This is a genomic window from Ginsengibacter hankyongi, assembly GCF_008710285.1.
In the GTDB taxonomy this organism is placed as follows: domain Bacteria; phylum Bacteroidota; class Bacteroidia; order Chitinophagales; family Chitinophagaceae; genus Ginsengibacter; species Ginsengibacter hankyongi.
Genome location: NZ_VYQF01000001.1, coordinates 868,347 through 883,017, shown reverse-complemented (window position 1 = coordinate 883,017; position 14,671 = coordinate 868,347). Strand labels below are relative to the sequence as shown.

12 protein-coding genes and 1 tRNA gene are annotated in these 14,671 nt (G+C 36.1%); 11 read left to right on the top strand and 2 right to left on the bottom strand.

Annotated elements, in window-relative coordinates:
* Nucleotides 1–21 precede the first annotated feature (21 nt).
* Nucleotides 22–1,206: a glycosyl hydrolase family 8 gene (locus FW778_RS03740; RefSeq protein WP_202552061.1), complete on the bottom strand. Its 1,185-nt coding sequence runs from the start codon at nt 1,204–1,206 to the stop codon at nt 22–24.
* Between the two features lie 156 nt (nt 1,207–1,362).
* A tRNA-Gly gene (locus FW778_RS03735) sits at nt 1,363–1,435 on the bottom strand.
* A 299-nt stretch (nt 1,436–1,734) separates the two neighbouring features.
* Between FW778_RS03735 and FW778_RS03730 the strand changes: the two genes are divergently transcribed.
* The 11 genes from FW778_RS03730 (at nt 1,735) to FW778_RS03685 (ending at nt 14,633) form a co-directional block, all read left to right on the top strand.
* Nucleotides 1,735–2,505, top strand: a complete 771-nt coding sequence (locus FW778_RS03730) for a hypothetical protein (RefSeq protein ID WP_150413247.1) — start codon at nt 1,735–1,737, stop codon at nt 2,503–2,505.
* A 114-nt stretch (nt 2,506–2,619) separates the two neighbouring features.
* Nucleotides 2,620–3,375 carry a hypothetical protein gene (locus tag FW778_RS03725; RefSeq protein ID WP_150413246.1) on the top strand — a complete coding sequence of 252 codons (756 nt, stop codon included), beginning with the start codon at nt 2,620–2,622 and terminating at the stop codon, nt 3,373–3,375.
* 99 nt (nt 3,376–3,474) lie between these two features.
* Entirely contained in the window at nt 3,475–4,218 is a 744-nt protein-coding gene (locus tag FW778_RS03720) for a hypothetical protein (RefSeq protein ID WP_150413245.1), read from the top strand.
* Nucleotides 4,219–4,261: 43 nt separating this feature from the next.
* Nucleotides 4,262–5,005 carry a hypothetical protein gene (locus tag FW778_RS03715; RefSeq protein WP_150413244.1) on the top strand — a complete coding sequence of 248 codons (744 nt, stop codon included), beginning with the start codon at nt 4,262–4,264 and terminating at the stop codon, nt 5,003–5,005.
* A gap of 32 nt (nt 5,006–5,037) precedes the next feature.
* Nucleotides 5,038–5,799, top strand: a complete 762-nt coding sequence (locus FW778_RS03710) for a hypothetical protein (protein WP_150413243.1) — start codon at nt 5,038–5,040, stop codon at nt 5,797–5,799.
* Between the two features lie 167 nt (nt 5,800–5,966).
* Complete coding sequence (locus FW778_RS03705) at nt 5,967–7,199, top strand: ATP-binding protein (protein WP_150413242.1); 1,233 nt, start codon at nt 5,967–5,969, stop codon at nt 7,197–7,199.
* Nucleotides 7,200–7,285: 86 nt separating this feature from the next.
* Nucleotides 7,286–7,663 (top strand): GxxExxY protein, encoded by a 378-nt coding sequence (locus FW778_RS03700; protein ID WP_150413241.1) that lies wholly within the window; start codon nt 7,286–7,288, stop codon nt 7,661–7,663.
* A 2-nt stretch (nt 7,664–7,665) separates the two neighbouring features.
* Nucleotides 7,666–7,809, top strand: a complete 144-nt coding sequence (locus FW778_RS23010) for a hypothetical protein (protein WP_235906013.1) — start codon at nt 7,666–7,668, stop codon at nt 7,807–7,809.
* Between the two features lie 125 nt (nt 7,810–7,934).
* Nucleotides 7,935–11,660 carry a sensor histidine kinase gene (locus FW778_RS03695; protein ID WP_150413240.1) on the top strand — a complete coding sequence of 1,242 codons (3,726 nt, stop codon included), beginning with the start codon at nt 7,935–7,937 and terminating at the stop codon, nt 11,658–11,660.
* Complete coding sequence (locus tag FW778_RS03690) at nt 11,657–13,615, top strand: ATP-binding protein (RefSeq protein WP_150413239.1); 1,959 nt, start codon at nt 11,657–11,659, stop codon at nt 13,613–13,615. The genes FW778_RS03695 and FW778_RS03690 overlap by 4 nt, the downstream gene beginning before the upstream one ends.
* A 247-nt stretch (nt 13,616–13,862) precedes the next feature.
* A complete protein-coding gene (locus tag FW778_RS03685) occupies nt 13,863–14,633 on the top strand; it encodes a hypothetical protein (protein ID WP_150413238.1) in 771 nt (256 codons plus the stop codon).
* Nucleotides 14,634–14,671: the final 38 nt, after the last annotated feature.

The window sequence follows — 14,671 nt, the reverse complement described above, 5'->3', positions numbered from 1 at the left end:
CTCAACTTCTGTTGGAACCATTTAAGGTGCCCAATAATTACCAGATAGTATAATCATGCTAATCATTTTAATAGTGTTATCAAAGTAATCAAATCGGTCTATATCAAAACTTACAATATAATCCCAAAGTTTATTCAGCCATATTTGATTTTTAGCATCAACCATAGCGCTCACAGCAAAGGGCGCTATAAAACTCATTGCTTCATAATACCGCTTGTGAATATCATCTCCTTCTAATGTATATCCTGCAGAAATATTATCAGGATTTTCCTGCGTGGTTTCCCTGATCCATTTATTAATTTTTGAAACAATTTTTTTTGAGCGGCTTTCACCATTTATAATAAAATCCGTAGCGATCCGCCAGGGAACGCGGCAGGCATTGTAATTATATTTCCCATCATATTTCGATTCAAGATAATGAGGTTTTGCGGGAACAGGTTTTGTATTAATATGCTCTATAAAATCAGGCAGGAGTCCGGCATCCCCGCTAAATTTTTTTTGCATAAAATTGAAAAGTTTATAATTGGCGTCAATTACTTTATTCCAGGTTTTGTTATTGGTGGCTTTACCAAAGGCTTTAAAATGAGCAGGCATAAAATCTGAAGAACGCATATCAAAATAATCTTTGCTGTCATATTCTACTGCATTACTCAATAAAACAGAAAATGTTTTTGAATTTATTTCCTGCTGCAATATAGCGGCTATCATGGATTGCGCTTCCTGCAGGTAATTAATTTTCCCTTTACTGCCCCATTGCGCATTTGCCAATAATAAAGAATAGGCGATATCCATATCACCATCCGTGGCTGAGCTTAATTCATAATCTTTAAATGTTTTTGTTTGAGCCCATGCCATAAGATAGGGGCTGTTTTTGCTTGGATGTAGCTTGTAATATTTATAAAGACCGTTATATATTTTTTGCGCAGCAGTATCATATCCTGCCATTAATGCCACTATTATCATTCCATATCCCTGGCCTTCAGATACACATTGATTACTTGCAACGGATCCTTCTACCCAAACATAATATTGGCCTTCACCGGCATCATCATTTATATATCGTTCTTTCCATTTATTATAAAATGAGGCCACGCTGTCATCCAATTGTTGTTGAGAAACATGATTGGGTTTAATAGTGCTACCGGCGTAACTAACGTGTTGTGGAAATGGCTTTGATACCTGCTGTGCGGCTGATAATTTATGCATTAAAACAAATACAAAAAAGAAGGTGATAAATTTTATAGGGCGAAACATCTTAATAATTCCAATAATCAATTTAGTGATAATATAATTCCCGCTATGTTAATATTATGGAGCTAAGTAATGATAATATTTTCGGGATAATTAAACAACAGGGAAGTGAGCGGCAAAAGGGATTCGAACCCTCGGCCCTTAGCTTGGGAAGCTAATGCTCTACCAACTGAGCTACTGCCGCTTATTAACCTTAAAGTTAAAATTAATTTTCTTGTTTCTGCAAACAGGTTGATTTTACTTTTTATTGTTCAACCATAATTCCTATCTAATGGAGTCACGTTACGTTCTTTTAATTCTTAATATTGTGGTTGCGATATTCATATCCGGAAATTTCTGCAAACTATTTTCCGTTAATGAAATATTGTTCGCTACCTGCATTGTAAAATCTCCTGCCATTATTATATCATAAAAATTTACGCCAAACATTGGAGTAATGATTTACATGTGACACTATTACACTATTAACGATCAATCAAAAACATGGAAGTACATCATCATCCCGATCTTCATCACAAAAAGAAAAATTTCAAAGAATATTTTTTAGAATTCTTAATGATATTTCTTGCGGTAACGCTTGGTTTTTTTGCAGAAAGTATAAGAGAACATTTGGGCGACAGATCAAAGGAGCGGGAATATCTTTCTTCAATGGTTTCTGAGCTACAGTATGATACAGCTCAGTATAGCCAATTAGTGCAAAAATTAAATTACCTGCGGCCTATTCTTGATTCTCTTTATATAAATGCAAAAGAAGCAAAACGATTTAATTATGTATTGCAGGGCAGATGGAATACACCCGTAAATGCAGAGTCATATACATACCAGCCATCGTTAACGACTATTGAACAATTAAAAAGTTCAGGCAATTTAAGATTGATAGATGATAAAAACATCGCCGGAAAAATAGTGAGTTATGCGGCCTACGTTCAAAACAATATTTTAGAAGCAAGAACCGGGTCTATGAACGGTGCAGCCGATAATATTTATGCCCAGGAAGATGCAATAAGCGACGAAAAGGAATTCAATAAAAAAATTGACGATAACATTCGAAATAACATTCCAATTGAAAACAGTGATTTGTATGATATGCCATTGCTTGTAAAAGACTCTGTTACTTTAAACAAACTTGCCAACAGCTTCGTAAATCTAAAAGGGAGAAACTATGGCTATTCCGATGTTCTAAACCATGCTGATACATTGGCTACACAACTTATTAAGTCAATCAACAATAAATACCATTTTTCAAATGAATGAAAAAACAAAGCAACGCTTATTTAAAATGCTGATCTATATTTTGATTGGTTTTGCGGTTGCTTATTTCTGGCATCGTATGAAACAATAAATACGTCACAAAAAATAATATAATAAATGGAAGTACATCATCATCCCGATCTTCATCATAAGAAGAAAAATTTCAAAGAATATTTCTTGGAATTCTTAATGATATTTCTTGCTGTAACGCTTGGTTTTTTTGCAGAAAATATAAGAGAAAGTATTAAAGACAAAAATCAGCTTCACGAATATGTTCAATCAATGGTGAACGATCTGCAAAGTGATACCGTAATGTATAATGAAGCAATTAATTTTAACCTGGCACATTGCCGTATAATTGATTCTATCATTACTTACCTCACGCAAAATAAAGACAATAATAATAAACGACTTTATTACATGGCCCGGCAACTTACAATGGGTAGCAGTGTAATTTCTCCAACCGCAAAAACCTTTGAGCAAATGAAAAGCAGCGGCGGGCTCAGACTTATTAAAAAGCAGTTTATCGCAGATAGTATTGGCTCTTATTATCAATGGATAAAAAGGTTTGATTATTGGTCAGACTTTCAGAAGCAAAGGATGAATGAGCTTATCTCAATTAACGACAGAATTTTTGATGCAGCAGTTTTATTTTCTATAGTGAAGAAAATTGAAAATGAAAATACTTCAGGCTTTACGCAAGAAAGCAACCCGGCGCTTATTTCTACCGATCGCATGGCAATTAATGCTGTAATGATGCGCTATCAATATTATTATGGAATTTTAAAACTAATGAACGAGCGGGCATTGTCTGCTTCCAAAGAGGCAATCGATTTAATCAGCTTGTTGAAAAAACAATATCATTTAGAATAAGTGAAGAAAAAAACATAAAGCCGTCCGCAGACGACAGTCTACAGACAACAGAAAGTGAAAATATTTCTGAACAACAAACCAAAAACTACAAACTGAAACATGGAAGTACATCATCATCCACACGTAGAGAAGAAAAATTTCAAAGAATACTTTTTGGAATTTGTAATGATATTCCTTGCCGTAACACTTGGCTTTTTTGCTGAAAATATAAGAGAATATATTTCTGATAAGGAGCATGTTCAACTGCTTTGCGAACAACTGGTAAATGATCTTAAAAAAGATACAGCAGCGCTTAATAAAAATATTTCGCTCGAAACTATTTTTACACGAAAGGAAGATAGTTTGTTTTATCTTTTGCAACAACCTATAGGAAAAGCAGATTTAAAAAAAATGCAGGAGTTAATACTTGACTGCTTTAACGTTACCATTTTCAGAGCTTCAACCGGCGCGATAACGGAAATAAAAAACGAATTACATCTAAAACAATTATCCAATTCAAAAATCATGTCTTACATCACCGATTATGAATCTGATTTATCGGGGTTGCGGTACATGAAAAACTATCAGCAGCAAAATGAAAGGCAATATACACAAACATTTATTATTGCGCATTTTACTCCTGCTAACATGCGCTCCTCTCTTACAAGCGGCTTTAATAACCATGTTATAGATGCGCAAGTAAGAAATCTTACCCAGAACGATATGACACAGTTGAGTGTAAGCCTGGAGAATATTGAAGCATACGATAAGATATTTATTACAAATTATAGCAAAACAAAAGAAACTGCAGAAAGATTGATGGATTATGTAACTGATGAGTTCGATTTGCAAAAAAAACAATGAATAGTTGTATCAGCATTCATTATTTAATTAAAAAGTAAAAGAAATGGAAGTACATCATCATCCACACGTAGAGAAGAAAAATTTCAAAGAATATTTTTTAGAATTCTTAATGATATTTCTTGCGGTAACAATGGGATTTTTTGCGGAGCAAATGCGTGAAAGTGTGGCTGATCACAATCGGGAAAAAGAATTTATGAAGTCAATGCTTGAAGATTTAAAAACAGACACAGCAAAAATTAATTCTTTTTCCATGCAAGCTAACGTAGCGCTCACCCAAATGGATTCATTAATACATTTGATGCAAAGTCGAGATAGAGCTAAGTATGGTAGAACGATGTATTATTTCGGAAGAACTATTACAACTAAACTTAGAAGGTTTGAGCTAAATGAAAGAACGTACGAAGAAATGAAAAATTCCGGTTCATTGCGGCTGATCAGGGATGGTGCGCTTTCCGATTCAGTTTCAAAGTACTATGCCTCACAAACTCATTTTAAAGAACAATCTGAAATACAAATACAGGAAATGATAGCATACATTCATTCAGCAGTGAAGGTTTTTGATGGAGCGGTTTTCCAAAATATGCTGCAAAAATCTCCTTACCGGGTAAATCCACCACAAGGGAATCCGCAATTGATTACAAACGATGCAGCCATTATCAATGAATTTGTAGGGTTACTGCATTATTACAGTGCGGAAGTTTTAATTAATTTAAGCTATGCAGTGCAGGAAAAAGATGTTACGATTCGACTAATTAAAATGATTCAGAAAAAATACAATCTTCAATGAAATGAGAAAATGAAAATCAAAACAATTAAATAATGGAAGTACATCATCACCCCGACCTCCAACATAAGAAGAAAAATTTCAAAGAATATTTTCTGGAATTCTTAATGATCTTTCTCGCTGTAACGCTTGGCTTTTTTGCAGAGAATATTCGTGAGCATTTAGTAAACGTCAAGAAAGAAAAGGAGTATATCATTACTTTAAAAGAAGACCTGTTAACAGATACTTCATCCTTAAGCCACTTAATTCCCAGGGCACAATTACAGCTTGACAAACTTGACAGCCTTTGTATTTTATTGAACCTTGCAGCCAATAAAAATACCTACGATATACACCGGCTTTACTATCTCAATTTCAGGTACAGTTTCGGTTTGATTCTTTTTCAGCAAAATGAAAGAACCATTTCACAAATAAAAAGCACCGGAGCCTTTAACCTGATTGAAAATAAAGCATGTAAAGACAGCATTACTTTTTATTACAATTTTTATGACGGGGATATTCAACATGAGGCTGTTGACGTTGAGAACTGGATGACCGACCTCAATAAGATGTCTCAAACAATATTTGATTATTCGCTGATCAAAAGATTCGGTTTTCGAGGAGGTGCCGATATTTTTTTGAATGATTCACTTTCACAGAAATTAATCAGTTCGGATAGTATTGTTTTAAAAGAATACATGAATAAAGTAAAGTCACTTATGATGATGCTGGATAGCCACTTAAGTCTCGAAACCTCACAATTTGACAAGGCCAGAAAATTGATTAGCCTATTGAATAAAGAGTATCATTTACAATAAACAGTAAAAATATGGAAGTACATCATCACCGACACAGCGATACGATTGGCAAACGCAAAGAATGTAATTGCAGACCTTGACAAAAGCGAAGAATGAAAAACAAGTGAATGGTGAATGAAGAAATTAAAATCAATCAATAAGGCATCACAACATCAGAAATAAAAAATATGGAAGTACATCATCACCCACACGTAGAAAAGAAAGGATTCAAGGAATATTTCCTGGAGTTCTTAATGATATTCCTGGCGGTAACCATTTGCCTGTATTATATAATCAGTTCCTGGAAAAAACTGCAGGGAGCACAATGGGCCATCGTCGTGGGACTATTTTTTTCTCTTTTCACCTTTTTTGCAGGCATTATTTATGCTTACGTAACAGGCATCACTAGCCAATATTTTACCTTTTTTCTTTTTACTTGCTTCATTCTCTCATTCCCAATCTCCTTATTAGTATATGTATCTATGCGATTTAAAGAAATGATACAGGAAGTGAGGATAAATGCGGATAAGGTAGTACAGCTTTCAGAAGAAAAAAGAATACAGGCAGAAAACCAGCAACAAATATTGCAGGAAGAAGTAAACAGGCAAACAGCAGAGATACGCCACACACTGGACAATTTAAAAGCTACGCAAAAACAACTCATTCAATCCGAAAAAATGGCTTCGCTGGGTGAACTCACCGCCGGAATTGCCCATGAAATTCAGAACCCCCTAAACTTCGTGAATAATTTTTCGGAAGTGAACAGCGAAATGATCGATGAATTAAAAAATGAATTGGCAACAGGCAATTTGCAATTGGCAAATGAAATAGCTGATGACATAAAAAGTAATGAGCAGAAAATAAATCATCATGGCAAACGAGCCGATGCGATTGTAAAAAGTATGCTGCAGCATTCAAGAGAATCTTCCGGGAAAAAAGAACCCACAGACATAAACGCATTATGTGATGAATATTTAAGGTTAAGTTATCATGGATTAAGATCAAAAGACAAGGGCTTTAATGCAGAAATAAAGACCGGTTTTGATCCTTCGATCGGAAAAATAAATATCGTTCCGCAGGATATCGGTCGCGTGTTGTTGAATCTTTTTAATAATGCTTTTTATGCTGTAAACAAAAGGCAAGAGGCAAAAGGCAAAGAGTATGAACCCTCTGTTTCAGCAACTACAAAGAAATCCGGAAATAGTGTATTGGTTACCGTTAGTGATAATGGAAACGGCATTCCGCAAAATATTGTAGATAAAATATTTCAACCATTTTTTACTACAAAACCGACAGGGATTGGAACAGGATTGGGTTTAAGCTTGAGCTATGATATTGTAAAAGCACATGGTGGGGAGATAAAAGCGGAAAGTAAAGAGGAGGAAGGAAGTAAATTTATTATTCAATTACCAGTTGTCTGAATCACGGATTATAAATGTCTGAATCACGGATTATAAATGTCTGAATCACGGATTATAAAGATTAAAAGATTGCACAGATTGATACGATGGCAGAATTAAAATATAAAGACATAACGGAAAAAATTATCGGCGCTTCCTTTGAAGTACATAAGTTCCTGGGAAATGGGTTTCAGGAAATAATATACCAAAGGGCATTAGCTTGGGAGTTGTCACAAGCCGGGTTAACTTTTGCCAGGGAAATTGAACAGGAGATATTTTATAAAGAACTTACAGAGCCGATAGGAATAAGAAGAGCCGATTTTGTTGTGGCAGTAAAAGTTTTAGTGGAGTTGAAAGCAATTGTTGAACTGGAAGATGTACATATGGCGCAAGTATTAAATTACTTAAAAGCCTATAAACTCGAAGTAGGATTGCTAATCAATTTTGGCAGTAAAAGCTTAACCTTTAAAAGACTCGTCCTTTAAAAATGAAATCTGTGAAATCCATGAATCCATTTAAATCCGTGATTCAGACGAGTTATGATATTGTAAAGGCGCATGGCGGAGAAATAAAACCAGAAAGTAAAGAAGGAGAAGGAAAGGAATATATTATTAAAATGCCTTCTGAATAACCGATCATGAGTATTAGCACCATTGTATGGAATGAATTACTAATACATTAAATTCCTGAGATGTTGGGCATTTCATAATCAACAATACCAATGTGATTACTAAACTAAAAAAACAAAGGGTTTTTATGAGAAAATTGATACTGCTGTTAACTTACGTGGCTATTACCGCTATTGCAGCCGCACAGCACTATGCCGAAGCCGGCTCCCAGGAGATTATTAATTACCTGCCAAAAGAATACCACGCAGATATGCAAAACTGGGCAATCACACAGGACAAGCGTGGCATTATGTATTTTGGAAATAATGTCGGGCTGCTGGAGTTTGACGGCAATGCGTGGCGGCTTTACCAGTTGCCGAACAAATCCACTATCCGCTCTTTGGCAAATGGAGATGACGGAAAAATATATGTAGGATCAGTGGGTGACCTGGGATACTTCTTGCCAGATTCTTCCGGGCAATTAAAATTTCATTCGCTCACAAATTTTCTACCAAAGGATAAAAGACACTTTACGGATGTGTGGGCAACCTATGTCAGCGGCGGCAAAGTATATTTTGAAACATTTAATTACATTTTTATCTGGAACATAAAAAAAAAGGAATTCCATATTATTCAGGCACAAAATACCTTTCACGTAATGTTTAACGTGAGGGGAACCATTTATGTGCGGGAATGGGGAAAAGGGCTGGAAGTTTTGAAGAACGATTCGCTGGTTGTTGTAAAAGGAGGTCAAAAATTTGCCAATGAAAGGATTTATGTAATGCTTCCCTTTCCCGGTGAAAAAGGAACCATTTTGATTGGTACCCGCACCATGGGATTATTTAAGTATGACGGCAACAATTTTATTCCCTTTAAAACGGAAGCCGATCAGTTTATTAAAGATAACCTGATTTATTTCCCCGGCACCGTGCTTTCCGACGGAAATATATTACTGGGCACACAAAACAGCGGAGCAGTAGTAATTGACAGCACAGGCAGGGAAGTCGGTAGGTACAATTTAGAAAACGGCATTGAAAATAATTCTGTCGATTTTTCCTTCCAGGACCGCTCCGGTTCTATTTGGCTGGCCACAGCAAACGGCATCTCCAGGATAGACTATTCCTCTCCGGTAAGTTACTTCGATTCCAGGAATGATATTTCGGGAGTTCCAATTGATATTATCCGTCACAATGGAATTATCTATACATGTACAAATAACGGTCTTTATGCGCTTAATCCTAAAACATCAAAATTTCACCTTTTAAGGAACAGTAACAATCAGTCATGGACTTTTGCGGAGGTTGGAAATCAACTACTCGTTGGAACAAACGATGGGTTATTTCAGGTTGAAAAAGATCAGTTATCACCGATCAGAAAGACCATTGGAAATGAATATTTTGTTTATGCATTAAAACAATCACGGGTAAACCCCGACAGGGTTTTTGCAGGGACCTCAAGCGGCTTGTGGTCTGTAGTAAAAACCGGCAGCACGTGGAAGGATGAAAGTCACATATTAGATAACCCTGACGAACCAACTTCTATCATAGAATACAAAGATGGAAGGGTGTGGATGGGTACCCAATCATCCGGCCTTTTCGAGGTTACTTTTCAAAAAGGTGATGATGGAAATATATTACTTCAAAAGCCGGTTATTGAACACTTTAATAAATTGAACGGACTTCAGGATGGCATTACGTATGTAACGAGCATTAATGGGGTAAATTATTTTACCACAGCTGACAGCATTTATCTATTCAATGAAAACAAAAAAATATTTTATGCTGATACTTCTAATAAAATTATTGCTGAATTCATTAACATAAAAGCTAATATTGTAAAAATAAGTTTTCAACAAGATAACCTTGGACGAATATGGATGGGAGGAGAAGATAAATTAACCATGGGGACGCTTAAGCCGGATGGATCCTGGAAATGGCTATCTTCCCCGTTCAACAGGTTTGCTGAGGAATCAATTAGTAAAGTATATGCAGAAAAAAACGGTATTAGCTGGTTCACTGCAAATGATCAGATCATTAAATATGATTTTACAAAGAAGAATTCAGGTAAAACCAACTATGCAGCCCTTATCCGGAAAGTGGATGTTGGTGAAGACTCAACTCTCTACTTTGGCGGAATGCTGGATAAACCGGTTAGTTCTAAGATAACTTATAATAACAACTCTGTTGCCTTTAGGTATGCTGCCACCAGTTACGAAGGAAAAAACGTAAATCAATTCAAAACATTTTTAGAAGGCTTTGATAAGGGCTGGTCAGCTTATTCAACAGAAACAAGAAAAGAATATTCCAACCTGCCTCCGGGTAAATATACCTTTAAAGTGACTGCATTAAACGTTGCCGGAATAGAAAGCAGCACAGGAACCTATTCATTTGAGATTTTACCTCCGTGGTACAGAACCTGGTGGGCGTATAGTTTGTATGTAATCCTCTTCGGCCTGCTGGCATTTTTAATTTTTCGCTGGCAACGCAGCCGTGTAATTACGCGTGAAAGGCAACGTGCGGCATTCAGGGAAGCAAACTTAAAAGCAGAAGCCGAGAATGAACAGCGAAAAAATACCGAACTGATCAGCGAGATGGGTAAAGAAATTACATCATCCCTTTCCATCGGGAACATTATCAATACGGTTTACACGCATGTAAATAAGTTGATGGATGCATCGGTATTTGGCATTGGCATCGTAAACAGGGAAAAACAGCAACTGGAGTTTCCGGCTACCAAAGAAAAAGGAGAAACTTTGCTTCCCTACAGTTATCACCTCAATGATACCAAAAGGCCTGCAAGCTGGTGTTTTAATAATCAAAAAGAAATTATTATGAATGATTTTGAAAAAGAACACCCTGCTTATATTTCCGACATTCCGGAATCAGCCGCCGGGGATAATACAGCATCGGTGATTTATTTGCCATTGGTTTATAAAAGCAAAGCTATTGGCGTAATTACGGCGCAAAGCTTCAGCAAAAATGCCTATAAAGAATACCATCTTAACATTCTTCGAAGCCTTGCTACTTACACCGCTTTGGCACTGGACAATGCCGACGCATACCGCAGCCTAAAATCAACTCAGGCACAACTAATACAATCAGAAAAAATGGCAAGCCTTGGAGAATTGACGGCCGGCATTGCTCATGAAATTCAAAACCCATTAAATTTCGTGAATAATTTTTCGGAAGTGAATATGGAATTAACCGACGAACTAAAAGATGAACTAAATAGAACCAACCTTTCTCCGGAACAAAAACTTCCTTTAGAAGAAATTGCCAACGATATTAAAAATAACCAGGAAAAAATAAGCTTTCATGGTAAAAGAGCAGATTCTATTGTAAAAGGAATGTTGCAACACTCACGGTCAAGCACAGGTGTAAAAGAACCAACGGATATTAATGCATTAGCGGATGAATATTTACGATTAAGTTATCATGGGCTGAGAGCAAAGGATAAATCTTTCAATGCAGAAATGAAAACTGATTTTGATAAGTCTATTGGCAAAATCAATATTATTCCACAAGAAATCGGCAGAGTATTATTAAACTTATACAATAATTCTTTTTATGCAGTAAATGAAAAAGCCAAACAACAACTAAATAGTTATGAATCGGTCGTTTCAGTTAGTTCAAAAAAGATGGGTGGTAATGTAATACTAACGGTTAAGGATAACGGCAATGGTATCCCACAAAAAGTAGTAGATAAAATATTCCAGCCTTTCTTTACCACTAAGCCAACGGGAGAAGGAACGGGACTGGGATTAAGTTTAAGTTACGATATCATTAAAGCGCATGGTGGGGAAATAAAAGTGGAAAGTAAAGAGGGAGAAGGAAGTGAATTTATTATTCAAATACCTATTTATACTGATCAATGATAAAGACTTTCACATTAACCATTCTTCTTGCGTTTGTATGTAGTGTTGGTTTTACCCAAACAAAAGAAGCAATTGATAGCTTGCAACATCAATTAGCTACTGCAAAAGATGATACAAGCCGTATCAATGCCCAGATAGCATTATGCCTGCTTTATCGTTTGGGAAATACAGATTCTTCAATGATCTACGGACAACAGGCATTGGAATCTGCTGAGAAAATAAAATATGTACGTGGGCAGATTAATGTTCTGGGTTTTATGAGCATTGTAACTGGACAGCGGGGCAACTTGCCCAAATCAATGGAACAGGGCTTCAGGTCATTGCAACTTGCACAACAGTTTCACCTTGAAACGTTAAACGGAGCCGCCCTGGATGGTATTGGTGAAGATTATATTACACTTAAAGATTATACTAAAGCAATAAGTTATTTACGTAAATATATACTGATTGAAGAAAAAGGGATGAATGATGAGGGATTGGCCTATGCATATTACGATATGGGAGTTGCATTTGAAGGATTAAACCAGTTGGATTCAGCCAAATTTTATGAAAAGAAAGCAATTGAAACTTTTGGAAAATATCATCGTGAAGAACCATTGGTTTATCAAACCATTGGAGATATAAAAATAAAATCAGGCAACCCCGGTGAGGCATTGAATTACTATCAAAAAAGTCTTCAGATTGCGCTTAAAAATAATGAAAGCAGGGCTTTAGCTTATGCTTATAATAAAATTGCAGCACTTTATAAGACTGCCAATCAATCGGATTCTGCTATTTATTATGCTCAAAAAGGTTTCGAAGAATCGAAATTGATTAATCAAAAGAAAACAATACTTGAAGCAGCAACTTTGTTGGCTGATTTATACGAACCCAAAGACACTAAAACATCTTTACAATATCTTAAAATTGCAAATGCATATAAAGACAGCATATTTGGGACGGGAAATATAGAAGCAGTGCAAACATTGGTTGCGCATGAGGAACAACGCCAAAAAGAAATTGAAGCTGCCAGGGTTGCCTACCAAAACCAATTAAAACAGTATGCATTAATTGCAGGTCTGGCAATTTTACTGCTGATTGCTTTCTTTCTTTATCGGAATAACCGGAAAGAAAAGGAAGCCAAGAAACTGCTCCAAAATAAAAATGAAGTAATTGAACAAACGCTTAATCATCTAAAATCCACCCAGGCGCAACTCATACAATCAGAAAAAATGGCAAGCCTGGGTGAACTCACCGCGGGCATTGCCCATGAAATTCAGAACCCGCTAAACTTCGTCAATAATTTTTCGGAAGTGAACAGTGAAATGATCGATGAATTAAAAAATGAATTGGCAACAGGCAATTTGCAATTGGCAAATGAAATTGCTGATGACATAAAAAGTAATGAGCAGAAAATAATTCATCATGGCAAACGAGCCGATGCGATTGTAAAAAGTATGTTGCAACATTCAAGAGAATCTTCCGGGAAAAAAGAACCCACAGACATAAACGCATTATGTGATGAATATTTAAGGTTAAGTTATCATGGATTAAGGTCAAAAGACAATGGCTTTAATGCAGAAATAAAGACCGATTTTGATCCTTCGATCGGAAAAATAAATATCGTTCCGCAGGATATCGGTCGCGTGTTGTTGAATCTTTTTAATAATGCTTTTTATGCGGTAAACAAAAGGCAAGAAGCCCAAGGCAAAGAGCATGAACCATCTGTATCAGTAACCACAAATAAATCCGGAAATAGTGTGCTCATAACCGTTAGAGATAATGGCGGCGGTATTCCTGAGTCAATCAAAGAAAAAATCTTTCAGCCTTTCTTCACCACAAAACCGACAGGATCAGGAACGGGGTTGGGATTGAGTTTGAGTTATGATATTGTAAAAGCGCATGGTGGGGAAATAAAGGTGGAGAGTAAAGAAGGAGAAGGAAGTAAATTTATTATTCAATTACCAGTTGTCTGAATCGCCGATTTCAGGGTAAATGCTCCGGCACAGGAGGTTTCACGGGGTACTGCTGTAGATGTTGGCACCAGCACTTTAAGCGGTCCCTTATTGTTTTCGGATGACCGGGCTATGTTGAATAAATGGTTTACCAACTGCAATTGTCTTTACGTGCTATAAAAGCGCAGCGATTATTAATAAGTGGTTTAGAAATCAAAGCCATTAATCTTATTGCCTTCTATAAAAACAAACATCATCTTAAATAAATATGGAAGTACATCATCATCCACACGTAGAAAAAAAAGGCTTCAAAGAATATTTTTTGGAATTTGTAATGATATTTCTTGCCGTAACACTTGGATTTTTGGCGGAAAGCCTGCGGGAATACGTAACGGAGCACAAGCATGCAAAGGAATATGCACAAGAAATGATCAGCGATCTTAAAAGTGACACTGCAGATTTAAAATACTACATCAATTATACCGGATATGGAGTTGGTAAAATTGATACACTCATACAACTGATTTCTGCCAAGGATCCAAGGCAAATTCCTTCGGGCAAATTGTACTGGTATGGTTTATTTGGCGGGGCTCATGGCTCTTTTGTATCACACGATGCCACTATTCATCAAATGGAAAGTTCAGGTGCGCTGCGTTATTTTACTGACGCCTCACTTAACCGGAACGTAGCACAGTATGATCAACTTTGCCGCAGATGGGGGAAGTTAGAAGAAATAGATATTGGAATTTATACGGAAGTGAGAAAAGCAAGGGCAAAAATTTTTGAATTCAAATACAATGATGCAGCTAACAATATTTATCTGGCAAACAAAACTTCATTTAACCAGGAGAGAATTGATTCTTTTATGAAGACCAATCCACCATTACTAACTTATGATAAAACATTGTTTAACGAATATCTTGAGATGATCCGTTCAAGATTTTTGCCCAATCAGCTTAAGGATGCCGATACCTTATTGCAGCATGCAACCACCTTAATTGATAAATTAAAAAAAGTATATAATTTAAAAAATGAATAGCAACACTAAAGAAAGGATTATTAAAATACTTATTTACA

Bases quoted from the DNA above. Each gene is read 5' to 3' on its own strand.
- FW778_RS03740 (WP_202552061.1), bottom strand. From the start codon at position 1,206: ATGCATAAATTATCAGCCGCACAGCAGGTATCAAAGCCATTTCCACAA.
- FW778_RS23010 (WP_235906013.1), top strand. From the start codon at position 7,666: ATGAAATCTGTGAAATCCATGAATCCATTTAAATCCGTGATTCAGACG.
- FW778_RS03730 (WP_150413247.1), top strand. From the start codon at position 1,735: ATGGAAGTACATCATCATCCCGATCTTCATCACAAAAAGAAAAATTTC.
- FW778_RS03690 (WP_150413239.1), top strand. From the start codon at position 11,657: ATGATAAAGACTTTCACATTAACCATTCTTCTTGCGTTTGTATGTAGT.
- FW778_RS03725 (WP_150413246.1), top strand. From the start codon at position 2,620: ATGGAAGTACATCATCATCCCGATCTTCATCATAAGAAGAAAAATTTC.
- FW778_RS03705 (WP_150413242.1), top strand. From the start codon at position 5,967: ATGGAAGTACATCATCACCCACACGTAGAAAAGAAAGGATTCAAGGAA.
- FW778_RS03685 (WP_150413238.1), top strand. From the start codon at position 13,863: ATGGAAGTACATCATCATCCACACGTAGAAAAAAAAGGCTTCAAAGAA.
- FW778_RS03710 (WP_150413243.1), top strand. From the start codon at position 5,038: ATGGAAGTACATCATCACCCCGACCTCCAACATAAGAAGAAAAATTTC.
- FW778_RS03715 (WP_150413244.1), top strand. From the start codon at position 4,262: ATGGAAGTACATCATCATCCACACGTAGAGAAGAAAAATTTCAAAGAA.
- FW778_RS03695 (WP_150413240.1), top strand. From the start codon at position 7,935: ATGAGAAAATTGATACTGCTGTTAACTTACGTGGCTATTACCGCTATT.
- FW778_RS03720 (WP_150413245.1), top strand. From the start codon at position 3,475: ATGGAAGTACATCATCATCCACACGTAGAGAAGAAAAATTTCAAAGAA.
- FW778_RS03700 (WP_150413241.1), top strand. From the start codon at position 7,286: ATGGCAGAATTAAAATATAAAGACATAACGGAAAAAATTATCGGCGCT.